Here is a 23,219-nt window from a genome sequence, read left to right on the forward strand (position 1 = left end):
TATGTTTGGCCTGAACCCCTTGCCGGTACTCCTTGTAATCGCCTCTTTTTTGTTCTACACTGCAACCGCCCAGGTTAGCTGTATTCCTGTTTTTTCAAAAGAATATAAAGGATCAGGAGATGTAATGCCTGCTGCTGTCAGGTCGTTGTCGGATGGTACGTTTATAATAGCCGGTAAAGGAAGTCAGGGCGGCGCAGGATTGCCAGGTGATGGACTGGTAACAAGAATGTCTGGAAACGGAAACGTTATCTGGTCATTCCTGATTGGCGGACCAGGTAATGATGCATTTACGGGGGTAACTCCGCTTAATGATGGCGGTTTTTTGTTGTTTGGCTCTACCACTTCGTTCGGTTATACAAATGGTGCAGCCTGGCTGGTAAGGATCGATGGTGCCGGTTCCCTCCTCTGGAGCAGGCAACTGGGCAATGGTGGTGCCGGACCCGACAGAGTTAAAGCGGTACTGCAATTCAGTGATGGCGATATTATTGGTACTTATAATGCCAATGATAGTACCGCGGCAAGCGATGCGGTGGTGTTTAAAATGGCGCTTGATGGCACGCTAAAATGGGCCCATGTTTTCGATCAGGGTAATAACGATAGTTTTACCTCCATTGCATTTGCCGGTAATGTAATATATGCGGCCGGTTTTTATACAATAAACACCCGTCGCGCTGTTATTACCACCCTGAACAGTGCAAATGGCTCGCCTATTGCTTCAAATAATGTTTTTAAGAAAGACGCCACCTATGATCATGAGATCTTTAACCTGGATATCTTTAATAACAGTATTTCCTATGGGTTGTGGTACCGGCAATCATTAAATGCTTCTTATTTTTACGATAACGCGCAGATCCTGGTGAGAACGGATATGGCAGGAAATATCCTGTCTTCGTTATATACCGAGAACGGGAGTGATACCATAATAAGTACGCAAAAAAGGATGACTGACAATGGAGTCCTTGTCTTATACGCTACCCGGGGCCGAAATTACCAGCCACATGTCAGAAAGGTGAATCAGTATGGGCGATATGAGTATGTGACCAGCCTTTCACCGCTTTATTTTGAACAGGCAAAACATGCTATTGACGAAACGAATGATGGGGGAGGCGTATTTGTTGGTTACTATTACACGCTCTCTAATAGAACTTACATTATGACCATGTCGCGGGTGAATGTTGACGGCGAAGGCCCCGCATGTTTCACCAGCTCGGGCATAGGAGCATTTGCTGACAGCGCCACCCGCTATCAGCAGTCATTCACCTGGGCTTCACAGAATGATTATACGCCGGTTATAAATAATGTTGTAGCACCAACTGCTAATGTATTAGTACAAACTCAGATCCTCAATTGCGAATCTTCATTTTGTACTGATAAAACCCCTTTGCCGCCAGATTGTAACAAAACCTACCATTTGAAATTTGGCGCCCCTAAAGCTGTAACTTACAGAGATGCCGTTACCACTTCCGATGGTGGCAAACTGGCGATAGGCGATGACCGGTGGGATGGAATGGTGATGAAATATAATGCCAACGGGGATGTGGCCTGGGCAAAAACATATAACGCGTTATTTTGTACCTCAAGATTCGTCCGGATAATACAGTCAGCCGATGGTAATTATATTATTTTTGCTAACAGGGATTTCAATTTACATACCCGCAACCGCACCTTTGTTTCAGCAATAAAAATTGATATTAACGGGAATGTTATCTGGACGCGTGATATAAACGAATGGAGCAGCGGGAAAATAGTTGATGTTACTGCCACGCCAAATGGCGGGTTCGTTTTGTTGGTCAGTAATGGCGGTTCACAGACCTTAGCGCTATACTTTGATGGCAATATGAATGTCATTTGGAAAAAAGAATGGGTCGGTTATGTTGGTATAAGTTATAAAAAGGTTTTCTATAGTAACGGCGCTGTTTATTTTGCCTGTGAGAATCCTTACTATTCCAGGACTAGTAGTTTTTGGGCCGAAAAAGTTGACCTGGCAACCGGTAACCGGGGGTGGAGTAACATTTTTACTGCTGGTGGCGCTAATAGTTCCTGCATAATCAGCAGATTGTTTGTGAACAATGATACTTCGTACGTTTTTCTTACCCATATTGTTCCTATCAATTCTTTTGATAAAGTGAACTCTCCGGTAATGGTAAAAATAAACCCGGATGGTAGTTTAAACAGTGCTAAAATTTTTCAGGCTGATAATATGGCGTATTCTCCATTTTTTGGAATTAACTATGACATATACCCACTAGCAGTCGATCTCACTCCTTATAACGACTTTATACTTTCACAAAGTGTGGTGGTTGGGACCGATACGTTACTTTGTATTGCCCGGTTCGGTACCGATGGAACTGTTTCATGGGCCGGGAATTATGCTGGTACAAAAAATTATTATCCACTTAGCATTAAAGCGCAAGGTAAAGGAGTGGTGGTTTGGGGCGACGCCCGGGACCGGTATCAACCAGCAAAGAACTGGTTTTTTTCCAACGCTTTTTTTATAAAGACTGATAGCAGCGGTATGATAAATACCGGCGGTGGCTGTGACAGAACTGACAGATCATTCGTCCCAACGCCAATTAGTTTTTCTGTTTCACCCTCACAACATTCTCTGCAGGATATAAAGGCTTTCCCTGTTTTTTTCGGATCAATTACCGGAAATGCTATGAGTCTTGACGCCACACTGTTCTGCAACACACCGGCGAATTGTAATGTGGTAACTCTTAAACCGGGTAATAACGGTTGCAGCCTGCGTGATACCCTTACTTATTACCTGGCAAACAATGCCGGTTGTGATGCGGCGGCCACCTGGCAATATGATACCGCATTTTTCAAAGCAGTGGGCCTGAATGGTGATTCCATTCGGGTTGTTCCTAAGAAAACAGGCGTCTATACCATCAACGCAAGGATTGAAGGCAGTTGTATGGTTACCACACAAAACGTTACCTCCTCAGTGGGATTGTCGGCCAGCCAGATCTCGTTGGGTAATGATGCATTGATCTGCGATAGACAGAAAATAAAGCTGAGTGCAGGCCCCGGCTACGCCAGCTACAAATGGAACGACAACAGTACCGATTCCACGCTGATCGTTACACAAACCGGTAAATATTATGTAGATGTTACTGATAATTGCGGGGGCACCGGTACCGATACCGTTTTGATAAATGCAGCCGGTCTGGTCTTTAAAATAAGCGGTAATACAAACAAATGTAACAATGATGCCGTGGCATTAACTGCCAGTACAGGATATACTAATTACGAATGGTCGCCAAAGGTGAATATCCAGGCTACTAATAATACTGCGCAGGTAAATCCGCCCACTACCATGCGTTACTATGCAACTGCCGAGAAATGGCCAGGCTGTACGCTCATCGATTCCATCCTGATCACAACGCTTGTCTCGCCGCCGGTCAACCTGCCCAAAGATACCACCATATGTGTGGGTGACAGCGTCCTATTACAAGCTGCGCCCTTGTTTGATAGTTATCAGTGGAATACCGGTGAACAGGTCAGTTCAATTGTTGCCAAAACGAAAGGACAGTTTATTGTTACCGCGACCTTTAACAACGGTTGCCAGTCAAAAGATACTTTTATGCTGGATGGGTATACGAATCCTGTTCCTTTGTTGAATAAAAACAGTGTGTTATGTGCCGGAAGCACCAGACAATTGCAGCCGTCACAGCAATATGCAGGTTATCAATGGAGCAATGGAAGTACCGGTAATGCTATGGAAATAAATTCAATCGGCACGTATTGGGTTGTTGTAACAGATGGTCATGGCTGCAAAGGATCAGATACCGCCCGTATAACGGCCATTGCACCGCCGCCTGCCCATTTTCTGCCCGCCGATACCGCTATGTGCCAGTACGGGAAAATGACCATCGTTCCAAAAAACAAATACTACGCCTATCAGTGGAGCGATTTTTCAAACAGTTCTTCCCTTACTATCACTAAACCGGGCATGTATTGGGTAACTGTCACCGATAACAACAATTGTTCGGGCAGCGATTCCATCCAGGTGTTGCCAAAAGATTGTCTCGAAGGTTTGTATGTTCCCAATGCATTTACGCCAAATCGTGATGGCCAGAATGATGTATTCAGGGCATTGATATTTGGGAATGTTACCTCTTTCACGTTTGTTGTATACAACCGTTGGGGTGGAAGGGTATATGAGACTCATGACCCATCGTTAGGTTGGAATGGACAGATAAACGCCCAGGATGCACAAAAAGGGACTTATGTTTGGATGTGCAGGTACACTTTGGAAGGACAACCGGAAAAAGTAGAAAAAGGGATCGTTGAGCTCGTCAGATAATAAATGATCTTCCAGTCTCTCCCGGGAGAATACCTGGTTTTCTTCAGAAAAAGCAAAAGAATTCCCCTACAGATCCCTGTCAGACCTATTTCAGATTCAATCATGGGTTACATCGAAGGCACAAACAATTGTACGAACCGGATGGTTATATTGAGTCAGGAAAGCAATCAGCGAAGACTATGTGTCTTTTGCGTATGATATTTTATTCCCTTGATTTCATCTTCTGATACTCAGTGGGCGTCATGCCGAATTGTTTATGAAAATTTCTACCAAAGATGGTGGTTGATGTATACCCCATCATATAGGCGACTTCATAAATTTTCAGGTGCGGGCCGGCCAGCAGTTCTGCCGCTTTCTTTAACCGGGTAATATTTATCAGGTCTGCAGGGGTAAGACTTGAAATAGATTTGATCTTCCTGAACAGGGTAGTGCGGCTCATGTTCATGAGCTTTGACAGTTTATCAATGTCAAGATCACAGGTATCCAGGTTATTGCAAATGGTATCATTCAGTTTTTCTAGAAATAGCTGATCAGGCCCTGATGGCGCAATACTCTTTATAGGAACAAGCGGTGTGCTAAGAAAAAAATCTTTGATCTTTTCCCGGTTGGTGAGCAGGTTGGCAATTTGCGCCAGCAGGTAATCGGCATTAAATGGTTTCTCAATATAAGCGTCAGCCCCGGTTTCCAGCCCGGTGATCTTCGACTGTAAAGTATTTTTTGCCGTAAGCAGGATCAGGGGAATATGACTGTACTCAAATTGGGTCTTAATATGCCGGCACAATTCAAAACCATCCATTCCGGGCATCATAATATCGCTGACCACCAATTGCACTGGTGTCTTTTCAAGCATGGCAAGGGCCTGGTGGCCATTCAACGCCCGCGCAACTATATAGGCTTCGTTCAGCTCGTCGGAAATAACATCGAGCATGTCTTCATTGTCGTCAACGATCAGTATCAGCGGTTTCATATGTATGGCGTGTTTTTCAGGTTGAATTCAAAATCCTGGTGAATGGGCAGGCCTAATTCAAAAATATTCATATTGTTCAATGAGGGCTTTAACGCAAGGGTACCCCGGTGCAGTTCCGTAAGCGAAAGCGCCAGGGCAAGGCCAATACCGGTACCAGGCTGATGATCTGTTTTTCTGATGCGGTAAAACGGTTGAAAGATCTTTGATTGTAGGTATTCTGGTATAAGATGCCCATCATTTTTAAAAAGAACAAAAAACAGGGTGTCCTCATTGGTGGTGGGCAGTACCGATATGATGGCTCTTGTGCCGGCGTATTTAATTGCATTGCTGTACAGATTATAAATGATCTTGTTAAAAGCTTCCGCATCTACATATGCGTAAACCGGCGCCGCTGGCAGGTTCAGGAGCAGGGTGATGTTGTTTTGTTCTGCGAGCGAAGAAAAGCTCTTATTGGCATCTTCTACCAACTCTGAAATATTGGTACGAACAAAAGACAGTCTGAACTGATTGATCTCTGTTTGCCTGAAATCGAGTAACTGTTGCGTAAGCTCAAGCAAACGGTTGGTATTTTTATCCATTATGCGTAGGCTGTTCTCCACCTCGGGGATTACACCTTTTGTTTTTTTGATAACTTTTGCCAGTGGCACCTTGATCAGCGTCAACGGTGTTTTTATTTCATGGGCCACATTGGTAAAGAATTCAATCTTCGCCTGCAGTATTTCTTTTTCCCTGGCGATCTGCAACAATTCAAGCCGGCGTTTATTCTTTTCGGCCTGCCACCGGTTATAACTTTTTATCACATGCATTATGCCGAGTATCACTAATAAACAATAGGAGAGGTAAGCTGGTGCGCTTGTCCACCAGGGCCTGCGAATTTCAATTTTTAGGCGTTTTTCCAAGGCATTCCAGTTGCCGCTGCTACTGGCGGCTTTCACCTTAAATACATAATTTCCGGGTGAAAGATCAGTATAATAGATCCTGCGGTTTCCTTTCATGTGCGTCCATTGTTTGTCTACGCCTACCAACTGGTAAGCATATTCCTGCATTTCAGGGGCGGTAAAGCTTAATGCGGCAAAATCAATGCTGAAGGTACTCTGGTTGTGTGCGAGCGTAATAGTAGCCGTATGGCTGATAGATCTGTCGATAACCCCTTTTTTATCGGAAATATCCAACTCCTCATTATTTACCTGAAAGCCGGTGATGAATAAAGGCGGAATATAATCACTGCGGTAAAAGTCTGCAGGTTGAAAACTGATCATTCCTTTTGCGCTGCCGAAATACATTATCCCCGCGCTGTCTTTATACGCCGAACTGAAATTAAACTGATCGGTAAGCAGGCCATGAGCAAGCGTGAATACCTGGAAAGCACCGGTATGCCTGTCCATTTTTGCCAGCCCCTGCGTGGTAGTGACCCAAAGGTTTTTTTCGTGGTCTTCCAGTATGTTGATGATGTAATTACCCGGCAGGCCATCGCTGGTGGTGTAATGTAGAAAGGTATTTGTATGGGCGTTCCATCTGGAGAGTCCTTCATCTGTGGCAATCCATATTTCTTTACGGCTGCTTTCAAATATGGCATTTATCCGATCGCTTTTAAGGCTGGCGGGTTGTAAAGGGTTGTTTCGGAATGTGCGGTATTCATTTGTTTTTCTGTCAAGATAATGAATGCCATTTCCGTAAGTGCCGGCCCAAATAATGCCCCTGCTATCTTCGAGCATGGAGGTGTACCAGTTATACAGCGGCATCGAAGGTAAAGGATGGAACCGGTTGGCGGCACGGTCGTAACTATATATCCCAATCGTTGTGCCTATCAGAATGGCGCCTGTTTTTGTTTGGCCAATACAATAAATGAAATCGCTGTTGAGCCCGGTTTGTGGTCCCATATCATAGTGCCGAATGAGGGTATGCGTGTTTGCATCCATTACATCAAGACCATGTTCAAATGTACCTATCCAAATTTCACTATCGGTCACAAGCAGCCCATGAATGTTTGGATAGCTTGTTTTGGGGTGTTTATATAAGCCCGTTTTTTTATCCAGGTAATTAAGCCCGGCATCTTCTGTTCCTATCCAAAGGTTTCCCAACTTATCACCTTTTATCTCTCTTACTACATTGCCTGAAAGGGAGTTTTCACCAATTCTGGGGAAATATCTTTTGAACGGCGTTGTTTTAGGCGGATAATAATTTACACCGCCAAAGTAGGTGCCCACCCAAATGCCGCCTTCCCGGTCTTTACAAAACGCGTAAACGGCATTGTCGGAAATGGCGTAAGGGTCGTTGTATTTTTTTGAAAGGTTTATCGATTCACCGGTTTGCCAGTTCAGGATGTAAACACCATATTCGGTACCTATCCAGCATTCATTGGCCGAAGTTTGTAAAAAGTTGCGGATAAACAGGTCCTTCTGTTTTTTATCGATGTTGATGCCTGCACATTTACCGGTTCGGGTATCGAAGATCTTTACCCCGGCAACGCTGGTGCCTGCCAATATGCGGCCATCATCCAATGCAGTAATACGTTCAATCCACCGCGAAGTTACCGCTTCGTTCTCCTTGAACAGGTCGAAAGTGGCAAACGTGTCCTTTAAGGCATCGTATCGTTTCAGTTGTCCTTTTGCCGTGGAGATCCATATGTTATGGTCCGGCGTTTCACAAACACCTGTAGCCTCAAAATACGTTCCCGGTTCAAACACCCTGAGCGTTTGGGTCGCCCGTTTATAATGCATCAATCCTGCGCCGGCCGTGAACCAACAGTCTCCTTTTGTATCGCATATAATTTCGCTTACACCTGTATTTTCTGTCCCCTTTATAACACTGAATGTTTCTGTAAGGTTTGTATATTTATAAACACCTCTTTCTGTGCCCAGCCACAAATTCCCTGCTGCATCTTCCTGTATGGCATGTACAAAATTATTTCCGATGCTTCCCGGCTTATTGGTTTTCCTGAACACTTTAAAGTAATGTCCATCAAAACGGCTCAGTCCGTCTTTGGTACCAAACCACATAAAGCCCATTTTATCCTGAATGCTGCAAAGCACTGAGTTGTTCGATAGCCCATTCTCTACCTGATAATGTTTGAAGTAGTTTGTTTGTCCGTTGCCAGCCAATACGGAAAGTACTAACAGTATCGGGAATACGGCTTTATATATTAGCGCCGATATAATATTCATTTTAATGGCAATCGTTTTTGTGCTGGATAGTAAATTAAGAAAAATTATGCCTTTTGGTACAGTTGCGAAAAAAAAGTCATTTAGACGCTTAAAAATTCTTCTGTAAAGGGAAGTGGTATTTTAAGTCGATGTTTTGGTACGAGCAGTCGATATGGAAATTATAAAAGTATCGAGGTTTATACTGCCATAACACTCTAAATAAAATGCTATGAGAATTCGATTGCTTTCCAGGAAAGTAGCGGGCATCTTTCTGCTGCTTGTAACTATTTCTTTCGGCATGTCTGCCAGCGCACAATCACCCCGTAAAATTACCGGCCAGGTTACCGATACTACCAGTCAGCCTATACCCAATGTTACGGTAAGAGAAAAAGGCGTATCCAATACCGTTGCTGCCGATGCTGAAGGGCGGTTTTCGATACAGGTGCGCACCAATCATCCGGTGCTGGTATTTTCATCGGTTGAGTATGGGGAAAAGGAGGTGCCTGTAGACGATCTTTCGGTAATTAATGTGCAATTGACACCTGTAAATCATTCACTTGGCGAAGTAGTGGTAATTGGATATGGAACACAGCGGCGGGCGAACGTGACCAGTGCGGTGGCTACCGTAAAATCAGAGAACTTTGTAAAAGGGCCGGTACAGGATGCAGGACAACTGCTGCAGGGCAAAGTGGCGGGGCTTACCATTTCCAATCCAAGTGGCGATCCTACCGGTTATTCACAAATATTATTAAGAGGTAATACTACCTTGTTTGGCGCCAACGCCGATCCATTGATCATCATCGATGGCGTACCTGGCGGACTGAGAACGGTAGCGCCGGAGGATATTGAATCCATTGATGTATTAAAAGATGGTTCAGCCGCAGCGATCTATGGGGTAAGAGGTACCAACGGGGTGATCATCATCACCACCAAACGCGCCAGTGGTACCTATATCAACAAGGTTGATTACAGTACTTCTATCAGCACCCACAAGATCAGCAAAAAGCCAGAAATGCTAACGGGCGACGACTACCGGGCTCAGATCGCCGCGGGTAAACGGGATGCCAGCTGGGACCTTGGAACGTCAACCGACTGGTTGAACGAGATCACCCAGTCGCCGCTATCGCATATCCATAACCTTACCTTCCGCGGCGGCAATAATAAAACCAATTACCTGGCGTCGGCCAATTACCGTTCGCTTCAGGGCATCTTCTTAAAATCTGACAATAAAACCTTTACCGGCAGGATCGATGTGAACCACAGTATGTTTGATGATAAGGTGAAGATAAACCTGATGTTGCTGAACCAGACAGGCAATTTTACACAAACAGAGGATGGCGGAAGTTTTAACGGCTATACCTACCGTCAGGCGCTTATCAGAAATCCCACGTCGCCAATATATGATAGCACCGGCAACTGGTTCGAACAGACCGGTAACTTTAATTATGAAAATCCGTTGTCCCGTATTTATGAAAGTGATGGTGTAACCAGGAGTGTAAATTCAAGAATGAATGCAACGATCACCTATACACCCCTGCAAGGCTTGCGATTATCTTCATTGTTCTCTTACTCACGTCTGAATACCAATGCAGGTTATGCTGAAACCAAAAAACACATTTCCAATTTGCGTGATAACCTGAACGGGTATGCTGCTGTAGGTTCTTCCATCAGTATCGACAGGCTGGCTGAATTAACAGCAGAATATTCCAGATCTTTTAAGCAGCATCGCGTTTCTATCCTGGGCGGCTATGGCTACCAGGAAAATGAATCCTCCAATAACTTCATCCGTAACTGGGATTTTCCGCTCGATGAGTTTGGTTATAATATGATCGGGTTGGGCAATGCCATCAAGGAGGGCAAGGGTGCCATCTATAGTGGAAAAGCCGAGACCAACCTGATCAGCTTTTTCGGTCGGCTTACTTACAGTTATGAAGACAAATATATGCTGATGGCAAATATCAGGCATGAAGGTGCCAGTCAGCTTTATGGCGCTAATAGTCCCTGGGGCACTTTCCCGGCAGTATCTGCAGGATGGCGTATAAGCAAAGAGGCGTTTATGCAGCACCAGCAGGTGATAGAGGACCTGAAGCTCAGGGTTGGTTATGGCGTCACCGGCAACCCGCCATCGATAGCTTTTTTAAGCCAGGCATTGTTGGGTTTTGGCTCCTATATATATAACAACGGCGGATGGATACAGGTGTTGGAACCTGCTACCAATCCAAATCCATCTATTAAGTGGGAAGAAAAACATGAGTCAAACTTCGGTCTGGATTTCAGTCTGCTAAAAGGACGCCTGTCTGGTAATATTGATTATTATATTAGAAAAATAAAGGGACTGTTGTATGATTTCCAGGTACCGAGCCCACCCAACCTCTATCCATCAACCCGGGCAAACGTGGGGGAGATGCAGAATAAAGGAATTGAGATCTTGTTGAACGTGGTACCGGTAAGGACCAGGGACCTTGAATGGACAAGCAGTTTCAATTTCTCAACCAATACCAACAAGTTGATCAGTTTGTCGAATGATCTTTATCAAACTACCAACGATTATTTCACTACTGGTGGAACGGGCGAGCCCATACAAACGTATACAAACATCGTTTACATAGGGAAGCAGATTGGCGACTTTCACGGCTTTAAGGTTATTGATATTGACGATACCGGCAAATGGATCTATGAAGGAAAAGATGGGAAGCCGGTACAGTATTCCGCATTTGGTCATGCCTTTGAAGATAAAAAAGTGATCGGAAATGGTTTGCCAAAATGGTATGCCGGCTGGAATAATAACCTTCGATATAAAAACCTCGATCTCTCCGTAACCATGCGGGGCGCCTTTGGTTACCAGATCGTAAACTTCCAACGCATGTACCTGGAGAATCCGACGATTGCCAATTACAACCGCCTCAGATCATCTCGCGACAAGGTATTTGGCAAAGCAGATCTTACTGCCCCGCTTGAATTCAACAGTTACTATGTGGAAGATGGTGATTTCTGGAAGATAGACAACATTACCATCGGGTATAATTTCACAAAGCTGTCAACGAAGTATATCAAAAGCGCACGGATCTATGCAAGTGCCCTGAACACTATCATATTTACAGGTTATAGTGGAGTAGATCCTGAAGTAAACCGATTAGGCCTGGCGCCCGGTAACGATGACCGCGACCGCTATCCGAATACCCGCACGTTCACCCTGGGTGTTAATATTAGTTTATAATTCTCCAAAACATGTCATATGAAATTTTCAATAAAGAATATCATTATCCCCAGCCTGGCAATCGCAGTGATCTTAGGCGCCTGTACCAAACTTAAGGATAAACCCTATTCGGCCATTGTCTCTAACCAACTGAAACCAACTGATCAGTCAACGGCAGCGTTGCTTGGTTCAGCCTATTCAAACTGGCGTTTTGTATTACTTGACTGGGATGGCTTATGGCGCGCCCAGGAATTGTCGGCCGACCAGGAGGTAATACCCGGCCGACCCAATGGCTGGGTAGATGGTGGGGTATACAGAAGGATCCATGAACACAAATGGACCGCCGATGAGGGCATCGTAGTGCAAACATGGAACAGAACATATGCCGGTATTACCAATTGCAACCGGCTTGTTTACCAGATTGAATCGGGTATGATACCACTCACGTCCACAAAAGACGCAACGCTGGCTGAACTAAAAGCATTACGCGCTTCCTACTATTATATCCTGTGCGATTTTTTTGGCAACGTCCCTATTGTAACGCAATTCGATCTTCCTAAGGGCTTTTTGCCCGATCAAAGTACACGCAAACAGGTGTATGATTTTATTGTAAAAGAATTGAACGAGGCAATACCCTTATTGAGTACGAAGAACGATCAGAGCACTTACGGTAAATTCAACAAATGGGCGGCATATACTTTACTGGCAAAAGTTTATCTGAACGCCGCTGTATACAGCGGTACGGCTGAATGGTCCAAATGTATTGATGCCTGTAATGCGGTCATAAACTCAGGTGCAGGATATATCCTGGAAAAAGATCAGAAGAATGTTTTTGTTACCGAGAACCAAAACTCAAAGGAGATCATCTTTGCCTTGCCACTCGATGAGAACTTTACCAATAACTGGAACGCCTTTGATCTTCACATGCAATCACTATCGCCCGAGAACCAGGCCACGTATAATATGCTCTCTACTCCCTGGGGCGGCATGGCTGCTATGCCACAATTCATCAATTCTTATGATGCAGATGATACCCGTTATCAAAAAAACTGGCTCAAGGGACAACAATATTCATCAAGCGGCACGCCCCTCAAGGGTACAATGGGCGCCACAACTGGCCTGCCGCTAATTTATATCAACACCATTCCAAGTATTGCATTTGGCGAATCGGTCCATGGGTTAAGACTGGGTAAATTCGAGATCAAGATGGGGGCCGCAGTTCAGCTCAGCAATGATTTTCCTGTATTCCGCTATGCAGATGTGCTGATGATGAAAGCGGAAAGCCTTCTCAGGACCGGTAAAGCAAATGAAGCAGCCGATATTGTAACGCAAATACGCCAGCGCGCCTTTTCAACCAACCCCGCAAAGGCAACCGTTACCGGTGCGCAATTACAAGGCGGTTCGGGGTACGATTACGGAAGAAGGGATATTGATAAAACCACCAATGAAGGCGGCGCCGATATAGCCTATGGCAGATTTCTTGATGAACTGGGTTGGGAGTTTGACCAGGAAGGCCGCCGCCGGCAGGACCTGATCCGTTTCGGAGTGTTTACTAAAAAATCATGGTTCTCACACGATGCGAATAACGACAACAACAAAATACTGTTCCCTCTTCCCCGGCCAGAGATAGCTAAGAATACCAAGCTTCGGCAGAATCTTGGTTATTGATAGCAGGCCGCGGTATCTTATTGATTGCTAACTATAATAAATGCCCTTGTTCCAGAACAAGGGCATTTAAATTGTAAGAAGTTTTACGCAGCGGGATAGCCAGGCGTACTTTAACATTGGCTCTTTACTTGTTTTCTGTTAGTGGTCGAGCGCCCATTTTGCTTTATATGCAAATAAAAAAAGGTGAAAACACCTTTTTTTTACATTAAAATAAATTGTAAAATCGAGTTGGGTTTAATCCTTACCAATTACCGTGTCCCCAATAACCAGGTTGATGCCTCATCTTGTGAAATTCTTCTTTTGCCTATGACAGGCGATTATGTCCAATAGCTATGGATGATCAGTTATTATTGATTAATAAATGACCAATACTAAGCTTATGTCTGCCTTAAAAGTATTTATATCCTACTCACACCAGGATGAAGAGATGAAGAATGAGTTGCTCCTGTTTTTAACGCCTATGCAAAGTGCCGGCTTAATTACCATTTGGAACGACCGGGAGATACTGGCTGGTGATTTATGGAATGAAGAAATCATTACAGCCCTGAATGAAGCACAAATCATTTTATTTCTCATTAGCTCCTCTTTTCTTGCCTCCAGCTTTATAAATAAAGTAGAAATTATCAAAGCTATACAACGGTATTATTTAGATCGTACAATACGGATCGTGCCTGTTTTGCTACGAAATTGTGACATTGAAGATCATATTATTGAGGGAGAGAAATATAAGATCAAAGATTTTCAGGGGCTTCCTGCCAATTTCACTCCAGTCAATAAATGGCCCGACCGGGATGACGCATGGATGGATGTAACAAAGGGACTGCGGAAAGTTGTGAACCTGATGCAGAAAAGCGCTAATCTAAATCAATAAGCAAATATGATAGATAGTAAAATATTAGGTGATATTAGGAATCAACGGTGCATTCTTTTTCTGGGGCCATTAATGACAACGGTACGGTCCGAAGGAAAGGGTACTTCATTGAGTGAACTGGTTTGTTCGCGGCTTTCAAAAGAACTCGTAAAAAGTAATATTCTAAGCAGTGATAATGGCGTGCAGAGGAATCCATATTATGTAAATTCCAAGTACATCAATTTCATAGGCGGGCGAAAAGAATTTGAAGGCCAGTTTGAAAGAATTAATTCCGAATTTGTTCAGGGACCATCCTATGTATATTACAGGCTTTCAAAAATACCATTTAATACCATCATTAATTTTGGTTACGATCATCTGATGGAACGGGCCCTTATTAAGGGCGGTTATGAATTTCGTTTCGATTATTATAATTATTGTGGAGATCGAAAACAATATTTAAAAGATAGTGATGAGTTTGAGAATCCCCTTGACAAAAAGACACAGCTGGTTTATAACCTTTTGGGTTCAATTTACAATGCAGAGTCTCAAATTTATACAGAAGATGACCAACTCGAATTTATGCGCCAAATTGCAGGCGACAGAAGGATACCCGATAATGTGTTAAGCCGGATCCGTGATGATAAAGACGGCAAATCGTATATTTTCTTAGGGTTCAACTTTGAAGAATGGCCATTCCGTTTTTTACTCGACCTGCTTGACGTTCCTAAGAAAATGAAAAAATCGGCGTATCCTAAACTTAACAACTACACCATCGCCCTGGCAACTCAGGAGTTTTATACAGAGCGATTCGGTTTGGAATTTATTGATTCATCACCTGAGGAATTTGCAAGGGAACTTATAATTAAATACAATAGTGTCGTTTTTGACCATAAATATGGCTATGTTTCTTACCATGACAGCGATGAGCAATACGTTAAGGACTTTCAGCTTTTTCTTCAAAATACTGGCTTGTCTAAGCGAATAAAATTCTGGAGCAAAAGACAAATTATGCCTGGAGACATAAAAGAAGAGGCTATTAGGAATAACCTTGACAAAGCAACGATTTACATTCCATTTATAAATAAAGACTTCCTCAACGACCCGGCTCTGCAGCATGAAATGAAGGTGATGATGGCTAAGCCAAATGTGATGATCTTTCCGGTAATTACAAAAAACTGCGACTATCTATTTAAGTTCCCGGATTTGAAGCGGAAATCTGCTATGATGTTACCTAAAGAAGATAGCTGGCTGGCAACAGCGGTGAAACAGCCAAGCGATGAGGATTATGTTGCGATGATCAAAAAAATTAACAGCAAAATCAGATGAGTATTGAAAGTCTTGGTGTTGCCAAAAGGGTATCGCTTGACAGATACCCTGGGATCAGACCTTTCCGGAAGGAAGAAGCTGCTTTATTCTTTGGCCGCAACTCCGAGGTAGAGGAGTTACTCCATTCCGTTAAAGTTCATGATCTGCTTGTATTATATAGCAAATCGGGACTCGGAAAGTCATCGCTTGTCAATGCCGGATTATCACCCCGGCTATTGGAAGAGAATGTTCTCCCAATTGATATCCGGTTTCTTACTTCTGCAGAAAAAAGCCCTTACCGCAAGATACTCAACGAGGTCAAATCCTGGATCCCAAAAGATGTAATTGGAGAAATGCCCGAAGCGTTGCAAAACGATTTGTGGGCAATCTTTTCACAATGGCAAAGACCGGAAACACCGATCCTGATCTTTGATCAATTTGAAGAGTTTTTTTATTATGACCGGTTACTACAGGAAGAGGTCATTACTCATTTGTCCTATATAATGAGTACAAAGATACCTGACCAGGTTATAAATAAATTGATCAATTCAACATTCAGAGATGAAAACAAAAAGCAGGACTATCTGACTAAGCCACCTGTAAAAATGCTTTTTTTAATTCGCTCAGACAGGTTAAGTCTCCTGGGCGATCTTAGTATTAAGCTGCCACAGATCTTAAGTAACCGATACCATTTGAAGCCGTTGGGGGTGCAGAAGGCAGAGCAAGCCATTTCAATGCCCGCACAACTTATGAATAACGAGGTGATCGAATTTAATACAAATCCGTATGAGTACAGTTTGGCATCACTGAAGATCATACTTACTACATTGTCAAACAAAGACAATGAAATTGAAAGCTCCCAATTACAAATTGTGTGTCAGGAGTTGGAAAAGATCGCAGAGAGGAAAAGAGGTAATTACGATGGGGAAATTGTTATTGAACCTGATGACTTTGGCGGAGAAAGGGGAATCAAAAAGATCATCAATGATTTTTATTGGAATCAACTGAAAAAGCTTCAGACAAACGAAAAATTGCAACTGTCAGACGGCGATATAAAAGTAGTTCGCAATCTGATTGAAAATGAATTATTGAGTGGAAACAAACGCATCATCCAATCAGCTGCCCGGGTGAATGAGATTTTATGTAAAACCAATCCTAATAAAGTCAAGATCGATGACGTTGACAAGGAAGTTTACCTTACGGACGAATTATTAAAGCTGAGACTGATCCGGGACGAAGAGTCGCATTTAGGGAAGGTATTTGAGATCAGCCATGATACGCTGGTAGAATCAATTGTTGAAGCAAGGGAAGAACGGAAAAAAAAGGAACAGGCGGAGCAACTTATGCAGAAGAATAAAGAACTGGAAGAAGAGAAAAGGAGAGTAGAAAAAGAGATCAGGTTGAAGGAAAAGGCCAGAACTGAAAGGGAAAAGGCATTAGCCGCAGAACAAAATGCCATAGAAGCGGAACGCAAAGCTTTGCATGCGAAAGCAGAAGCCGAATCTGCCTGGCAAATTGCCATTGAAGAAGAACGAAATGCAGTGTCCGAAAAAAACAAAGTGTTAAAGACCCGGAAAAGATTGCGTATTGTGCTGGTGATTATGGCCATATTGTTAATTACAGTATTAGGGTTATTGTTCTATGCCAATAATAACCGTATTGAGAATAAATTCCGAAATGCTACCGGTCGTATCAATACAGGAAATTATGAGGAAGCTAAAAGGGAACTTGGTTTTGCTAAGGGATCCAGTGGTTTTTTTTGGTGGCTTATAAATTGGCCGGCGCTGGACAGATATCGACTTTTAAATGCAAAAATTGATACCCTTATAAAACATAGCCGGCAATATGAAACTCTTTTACAATTGGCAGCACGCTATCAAACAGAAAAGGGCGATAGCTTATATTATGCATATGGGTTGTATCACCAGGCAGCACGATTAGGATTTACACCCGCCAATTCAGAGAAGAGTATTGGCTTACTGTTAAAACAATTAAAGATGGATATGGGGGCTTCTTATAACAGGTATGTAGACAAGGCTGAGGCATTTTGGGCCGCGGGAGCAGTTAATGAAACTAAGTATGCATTAAATATTGCTGAATCGTTACTGGTTGATAATTTTCTAGTGCCCGCTAAATATTACCATGATAAATACAGCAATCTCAAAAAAGAACTTGAACATAAATGAATCATGTTATGAGTGGTAGAAATGTTTTATTTATAGTTTGTTTGACCCTTCAAATTAATCGTTTATTCGGGCAGGATTGTTATAATAAATTTATGACGCTTGGTGAGGATGCTATTAAAAAAAAGCAGTGGGAAACAGCAATAAAACAGTTTCAGGCTGCCAAGTTTTGTGATCCGGTTACCTACGAAAGAACACATAAATTAGATTCCCTTATTAATGCTACCTATGCAATCTGGATAAAGACTTCTGAAGCCGCGCGAATAGCTGCTGAGAATGCCGGAATAAATATTTTGCTAGGAGAATCTAATGCATTATTTATTAAAGGAAACTTCAATGCGCTTGGGGCAAAAATTAACTCTTCTTCGTATTGCAGGCGTGCTGCCGTTACCCGTTATCTTAGCGAAATTAAATCATTTATTCCTGATAGCATCTTAGATGACATAATTGACTTTACTGATTATATATATCAGGGGAAGTCCTATTTGGCTATTCTCCAAAAGAAAAAAAAGGAAAGCCAGCGGGTGGGGAGCAGAAGCAAGAATGCTAATGGCGCTGATTCTATAAAACAGGAAACAGAGTTTGTATTACTTGATTCTAAAAATAATTTCAATGTAATTTTTGCGAAACCATTGCCTGTCCCTACTGGTAAAAATTATTATCGTTTTATAAAAGGGAGTGATAGTATACTAATAAACGAGTCAAATTTTGGGCGTCTTGCCATCAAGACATATTATTATGAACCTGGTTACGATAGTGTAAAATGTATCAAGCCTAATGTTGAAAAGTCATTGAAAGAACGAATGGAAAGCGTGTACAAGGATACAATTGAAACATTGGCAGGAATGGGCATTTCCCTTGAGATGATAGAACCAGTAAAAAATGACTCTACAAAACAGCGATCAAGATTAGATATTTCTATTTATCAAAAAAAGCAGATATCACATGCGGTCGTAGAAAAGGGATTGATAAGTCTTACTTATGTAAAAAGAAACAATGAGTTGGTAGTGGTGTTGAAAAATGACACGACTAAAGGGTTTGAAATAAAAATATATTCTCTTGTTGATCTATCCTGTTTGTATGAGCAGGCAAATGTGGCAACTTACTCAAATCTGTCTGAGGTCAACAGTAGTAATTTATTGAAATTCAATATTATTGGTCAGGAAAAAACTCAGTACTACGATTTTGTTAAGGGTGTTTCAGTGCAGTTCTTGGATAAACCAAATGAAACAACAAAAATCAGTAAAAGTATAAAGTCTGGCTATATAGCCACCCTTAATTATTACACGGTACCCTCCCCGAACTTTTACACAATTAAGGTTCTTGACAACAATATGAATGAGCTGAAGCGTATTAATAACTCTAACTATGGCGGTTATAGATATATTGCGAAAAGTGACAGGTTGTTGGTTTTAGGACAAACATATAGCTCTTATATTTCGTCTACCTTTAATTGGGGGGTGCCTAAAAAAGAACAGCAATCAAAAATTGTTTTTGATACATTAAGAGTGTACTCCTTAAATGACGGTGACAGCATTATTTATACTGCTGATAAAATAAAATTTATTAATGATAGCATAGTTGCTTTACTTAAATATAATTCAGTTGAAGTTATTAATTTTTCAGGTAAGGTTCCTTACAGGCTATTGACCTTAGAAAATATTGGGCAGGTTCAATTTTCTAATTTATCTGGTTTGTTATGGTTGAAATTTAAAAATAAGGATTCAGGAAATGACGGATTTATAACATTGATCTATTCAACAAAACTTCAAAAGGAAATTTATAGGTCACAACGATTGTTGTCCAAAAGTACGGGTTATTTTTTTGCCAGTGCTACAGATGATCCAAATGTGCAGGAACTGTATGCTATAGATACTTTTACAAATGAAATGAAGTGCATGCCTGTAAAAAATATTCAACGTAAGGCCTTTTTAGATAAAAGGATCTATTTTCTTCCTTCACAGAATATCTTTTATACCATCACACCCCTGGAAGATCTCGCCGGTGACAATGAAGACAACATTTTATCAAACCAGGAGTTGATGTTAACAATCTATAAAATTGAAATTACAAAATTGATAAAACAGGCCATCGGTACCCAGATAGATGTCTATAATGTAAACAAGGGGAAACTCAGGACAATTAAAGCGCTCAGTTATTTTGATTATGCAGAACCGATCTTATTTGGTGATTTTTTATGTTATAAACCTAGTTCTTATGACGATATTGTAGGTGATGACGAGTCTGATGTTGGAAAATGTTTTGTTTTTAATATTAACTCCCTCAAGAATTAGTGAGGACTTCTGAAAAAGGGTCCGCTTTCTCAGGTGCCCAAAAAGGGCATCCAATACCCGGAGCTGATTCGCCAGTAAGAAATCCATCTCTGGTATATCCTAATCCGGCTAGCGGAGCATTTACTGTAAGTTCGACAGGCCGGTTTGAGTATGTTATAACGGACCAGCAGGGCGCACTGGTTGAGAAAGGTATTGGGGAGAATAAGACAAAGGTGGGATTGAAATTGATACCAGGGGTATATTTTATAAAAATATTTAAGGGTGGGAGCCACGAAATTTTGAAGGTGATCAAAAGATAGGGGTTCTTCTGCTTTCCAAAACCAGTGCGGGCCTCTGCACTGGTTTTGTTTTACACAGGAGAACCGTTAGATAATGCCCGTTACTTGTCAAATTCCACCTGCAGCATACAACCCTGACCGGGAGCTGAGTGAATATTGACTTTCCCATTGAACACCTCTGCGCGGTTTATGATATTATTTAACCCAATCCCTTTACGTTTGGCGGCGGGATTGAACCCTTTGCCATTATCTATGATCAGGAGCGTCAGTTTTTTTCGATATTCTTTTATGTTGATGTCAATATGGCTGGCCTCCGCATATTTAAGGATATTACTCATTTGCTCCTGTACAATGCGGTATAAGGTAAGCTTTAAGCCATTATCGAGTTTCGATTCATGAAAGCCGCTGTGATCAAAACAGATATCAATTTTCCGGGTTGCCCGAACATCTTTGATCATATCATTGATGGTTTCAATGATGCCAATGTCAGTGGCGCTGGGTGATACCAGGGCGTGCGACAGTTTGCGGATCTCTTCTATAGCCAGATGAATATGTTCTGCTGCTTTGTTGGCGAACGTCTCCCGCTCCTCGTTTTCCTGTAATGAGGTTGACAGAAATAACCTGGCTGAGGCCAGGATCTGGTTTACGTTATCATGCAATTCTTTCCCAATCTCCGATCTTTCCTGTTCCTGTGCATTTATCGTTGCGCGGGCAATCTGCCGCTGCTGATTCAACTTTACTTTCGCCAGTTCGGATTCCTGCTCATGCAATTTCTCTTCGGCCGCTTTTTGCTCGGTTATATCATATATAATACCGAACAACTTTTCTGGATCTCCCTGGTTATTTTTGATAAGGTGACCTTGCGAGCGAATGTTGCGGGTATCACCATCAGGACGAATGATCCGGATCTCAATATCAAATTCCCCACTGCCGTTCATTGTATTTTTTATGCTGCTCAACAAATATTGCAGATCATCGGGATGAACAATAGTCATTTGGTTTTCTATCGTTGGCATTGTCTCTTCAGGTCTGAAGCCAAAAATTCGATACAGTTCATCTGACCAGGTAGTTTGGTTTGTTTTCAAGTCAAATTCCCAACTGCCCAAAGAAGCCAGGTGCTCGGCCTGTTTCAATATATGCTGATTATGCAAGATCTTTATTTCAGACAGCTTTCGTTCTGTACAGTCAATGCAAATGGAAAAATACCCGATCAATTCGCCCTGTTTATTGAATCGCGGTTGTGCCTGTATGGTAAACCATACCTTATGCCCCGATTTGGTATATATTAGAATTTCTGAATTATAGATACGGCCTTTTTTTCTATTTTCATTAAAGCCCTTTATAACTTGCTGATCGGTTTCGGGCCCATATAAAAAATCTTCCAACGCTCTGCCAATGACTTCTTTTAAGGTGTATTCCGTTATCCGGGTAAAAGCCGGATTGATCCATTCTATTTTTTTATCTATGCCAACAACCACAATCGGGCAAACGGCTTCCCGGGCAATTTGTGACAGTTTTTTTAGCTTCCCCTCAGCTTTCTTTCTATCCGAAATGTCCTGGACGAGGATGCTTATCCGGTCATCTCCGTTCAAATCTTTAAACCATACCGCAGAGAATTCACTGGGAAACTGTTCGCCGTTCTTTTTGATGCCGATTTGTTCCCCCCTTACATAACCAATTCTAAATCCTTTATCTACCAGATCGAGATACTGCTTGGTATGAAGGATCATGCCTTTGCGGCCTATCTTTTTAAACTCTTCCTCATTATAACCAAACATCTCACAGGCTTTTGCATTCATTTCCAGTATGGGACCACCGGGTATAGCCAAAACATAGCCAAACAGGCCACTATTCATAATGGCCCGGTATTTGGCTTGCTCCAGGTATATCGTTTGTTCCGACAACTTTTGCTGGGTGATATTCTGAAAAGTACCAAACAATTGTATGGTTTTGTTAAATACCTGTTTGGGCTCGCCAATTGCCCGGACCCACTTTGGATTATTGAGGGTACCACAATCCAGTTCAAGATCGAAATGGGTTCCTTTATCAATAGCCTTTTGAATAGCCTGTTTCAACTGCAGGTAAGCTTCTTTGCCTACAAAAGAATGTACATCTTCCCAGTCAATGATAGTATACTTCGGCAGGTTCAGTAACTTATACATTCCATCTGTAAAGGAGAACTGATTTAATTGCACATCCAGCAACCAACCGCCTATACCGGCGGCCAGTTCGGTTTCGTCGAGCAGCTGTTTGTAGTTATTGATTTCGGTAACATCAGTAATGCTCCCTATCATATAGCGGCCACCATCAGGTTTGGTGATCACCGTTAATTTGCAATTAGCCCCAAAAATATAACCATCTTTACTTTGAACAGGGAATTCTGCCTCGGCTGGCCGCGGGTTAGGGGACCCCATGGCCTCAGTGAATGTAAGTAAAGTACAATCGTGCTGAGGCTCGGGCACCAGGGTTAAAAAGTATTTACCAATTAGCTCATCGCGCTCATATCCCAGAATTCGGCAAAAACTGTTGTTCATGTCAAAAATGAATCCTTCCCTGTCGGCAAAAAGTATTCCTACATCCAGGGAATTGAGCACTGGGCTGAGCTGCGGATTGTTTGTACTGCGTATAACAGGAGCCTTCTCCTTTTTATATTTGGGCTGTGCGCGCATATAAGACATTTTTACTGCTACCGGCACGGCGGTGCAGTGTAATACATCAAGAGTTGAAAGGTCAATCAAATGTCAGCATCATAAGGCGCTTATTCAGGAATAGGTTGAAGGCATTCCCGGTTTACAGGAATGCAGAAGGAGGCAGGATTTTGATCCCTGTTGGTAGCAACTCACTTTGAATTGTAACTAATTAAATTTACAATTTTATTTAAACTTAAGTTGAAATTATTGTGCCCCGCCGGATGTTTTATGAGGTGAATAGGAAGTTTTGGCCGTTATTTCCATGGAAATACATTTTGTAGGCGGTAGGGGAAAGGGGCGCCATTCACGAAAACCCCATATGTATATTCCTTT

Annotated in this window: 11 protein-coding genes; 8 read left to right on the forward strand and 3 right to left on the reverse strand. The window is 42.3% G+C overall.

The features are described 5' to 3' along the window. The first annotated feature begins 49 nt into the window (after window positions 1–49). The gene (locus tag J7I42_RS26440) at window positions 50–4,309 is read left to right on the forward strand and encodes a gliding motility-associated C-terminal domain-containing protein (RefSeq protein ID WP_209141898.1); all 4,260 of its coding nucleotides are present in this window, start codon (window positions 50–52) and stop codon (window positions 4,307–4,309) included. A 202-nt stretch (window positions 4,310–4,511) separates the two neighbouring features. On the opposite strand, the gene J7I42_RS26445 is transcribed toward J7I42_RS26440, so the two are convergent. Both J7I42_RS26445 and J7I42_RS26450 read right to left on the reverse strand, forming a co-directional pair. Beyond that, the gene (locus J7I42_RS26445; RefSeq protein WP_209141899.1) at window positions 4,512–5,276 is read right to left on the reverse strand and encodes a response regulator transcription factor; all 765 of its coding nucleotides are present in this window, start codon (window positions 5,274–5,276) and stop codon (window positions 4,512–4,514) included. Further along, window positions 5,273–8,440: a ligand-binding sensor domain-containing protein gene (locus J7I42_RS26450; RefSeq protein ID WP_209141900.1), complete on the reverse strand. Its 3,168-nt coding sequence runs from the start codon at window positions 8,438–8,440 to the stop codon at window positions 5,273–5,275. Before J7I42_RS26450 ends, J7I42_RS26445 begins: the two co-directional genes overlap by 4 nt. A 208-nt stretch (window positions 8,441–8,648) precedes the next feature. Between J7I42_RS26450 and J7I42_RS26455 the strand changes: the two genes are divergently transcribed. The 7 genes from J7I42_RS26455 (at window position 8,649) to J7I42_RS35750 (ending at window position 20,217) form a co-directional block, all read left to right on the forward strand. Then, a complete protein-coding gene (locus J7I42_RS26455; RefSeq protein WP_209141901.1) occupies window positions 8,649–11,636 on the forward strand; it encodes a SusC/RagA family TonB-linked outer membrane protein in 2,988 nt (995 codons plus the stop codon). Between the two features lie 18 nt (window positions 11,637–11,654). After that, window positions 11,655–13,283, forward strand: coding sequence for a RagB/SusD family nutrient uptake outer membrane protein (locus J7I42_RS26460; protein WP_209141902.1), 1,629 nt, complete (start codon window positions 11,655–11,657; stop codon window positions 13,281–13,283). Between the two features lie 379 nt (window positions 13,284–13,662). Beyond that, window positions 13,663–14,154, forward strand: a complete 492-nt coding sequence (locus J7I42_RS26465; RefSeq protein WP_209141903.1) for a toll/interleukin-1 receptor domain-containing protein — start codon at window positions 13,663–13,665, stop codon at window positions 14,152–14,154. 6 nt (window positions 14,155–14,160) lie between these two features. Next, a complete protein-coding gene (locus J7I42_RS26470) occupies window positions 14,161–15,462 on the forward strand; it encodes an SIR2 family protein (RefSeq protein WP_209141904.1) in 1,302 nt (433 codons plus the stop codon). After that, window positions 15,459–17,627 (forward strand): nSTAND1 domain-containing NTPase, encoded by a 2,169-nt coding sequence (locus tag J7I42_RS26475; protein WP_209141905.1) that lies wholly within the window; start codon window positions 15,459–15,461, stop codon window positions 17,625–17,627. Before J7I42_RS26470 ends, J7I42_RS26475 begins: the two co-directional genes overlap by 4 nt. Before the next feature lie 8 nt (window positions 17,628–17,635). Continuing rightward, entirely contained in the window at window positions 17,636–19,918 is a 2,283-nt protein-coding gene (locus J7I42_RS26480) for a hypothetical protein (RefSeq protein WP_209141906.1), read from the forward strand. Then, a complete protein-coding gene (locus J7I42_RS35750) occupies window positions 19,918–20,217 on the forward strand; it encodes a T9SS type A sorting domain-containing protein (protein WP_209141907.1) in 300 nt (99 codons plus the stop codon). The genes J7I42_RS26480 and J7I42_RS35750 overlap by 1 nt, the downstream gene beginning before the upstream one ends. 80 nt (window positions 20,218–20,297) lie before the next feature. Here the strand turns inward: J7I42_RS35750 and J7I42_RS26490 are convergent, their stop codons facing one another. After that, window positions 20,298–22,865 carry a sensor histidine kinase gene (locus J7I42_RS26490; RefSeq protein WP_209141908.1) on the reverse strand — a complete coding sequence of 856 codons (2,568 nt, stop codon included), beginning with the start codon at window positions 22,863–22,865 and terminating at the stop codon, window positions 20,298–20,300. Window positions 22,866–23,219: the final 354 nt, after the last annotated feature.

Source organism: Niastella soli, from assembly GCF_017742245.1.
Taxonomy (GTDB): domain Bacteria; phylum Bacteroidota; class Bacteroidia; order Chitinophagales; family Chitinophagaceae; genus Niastella; species Niastella soli.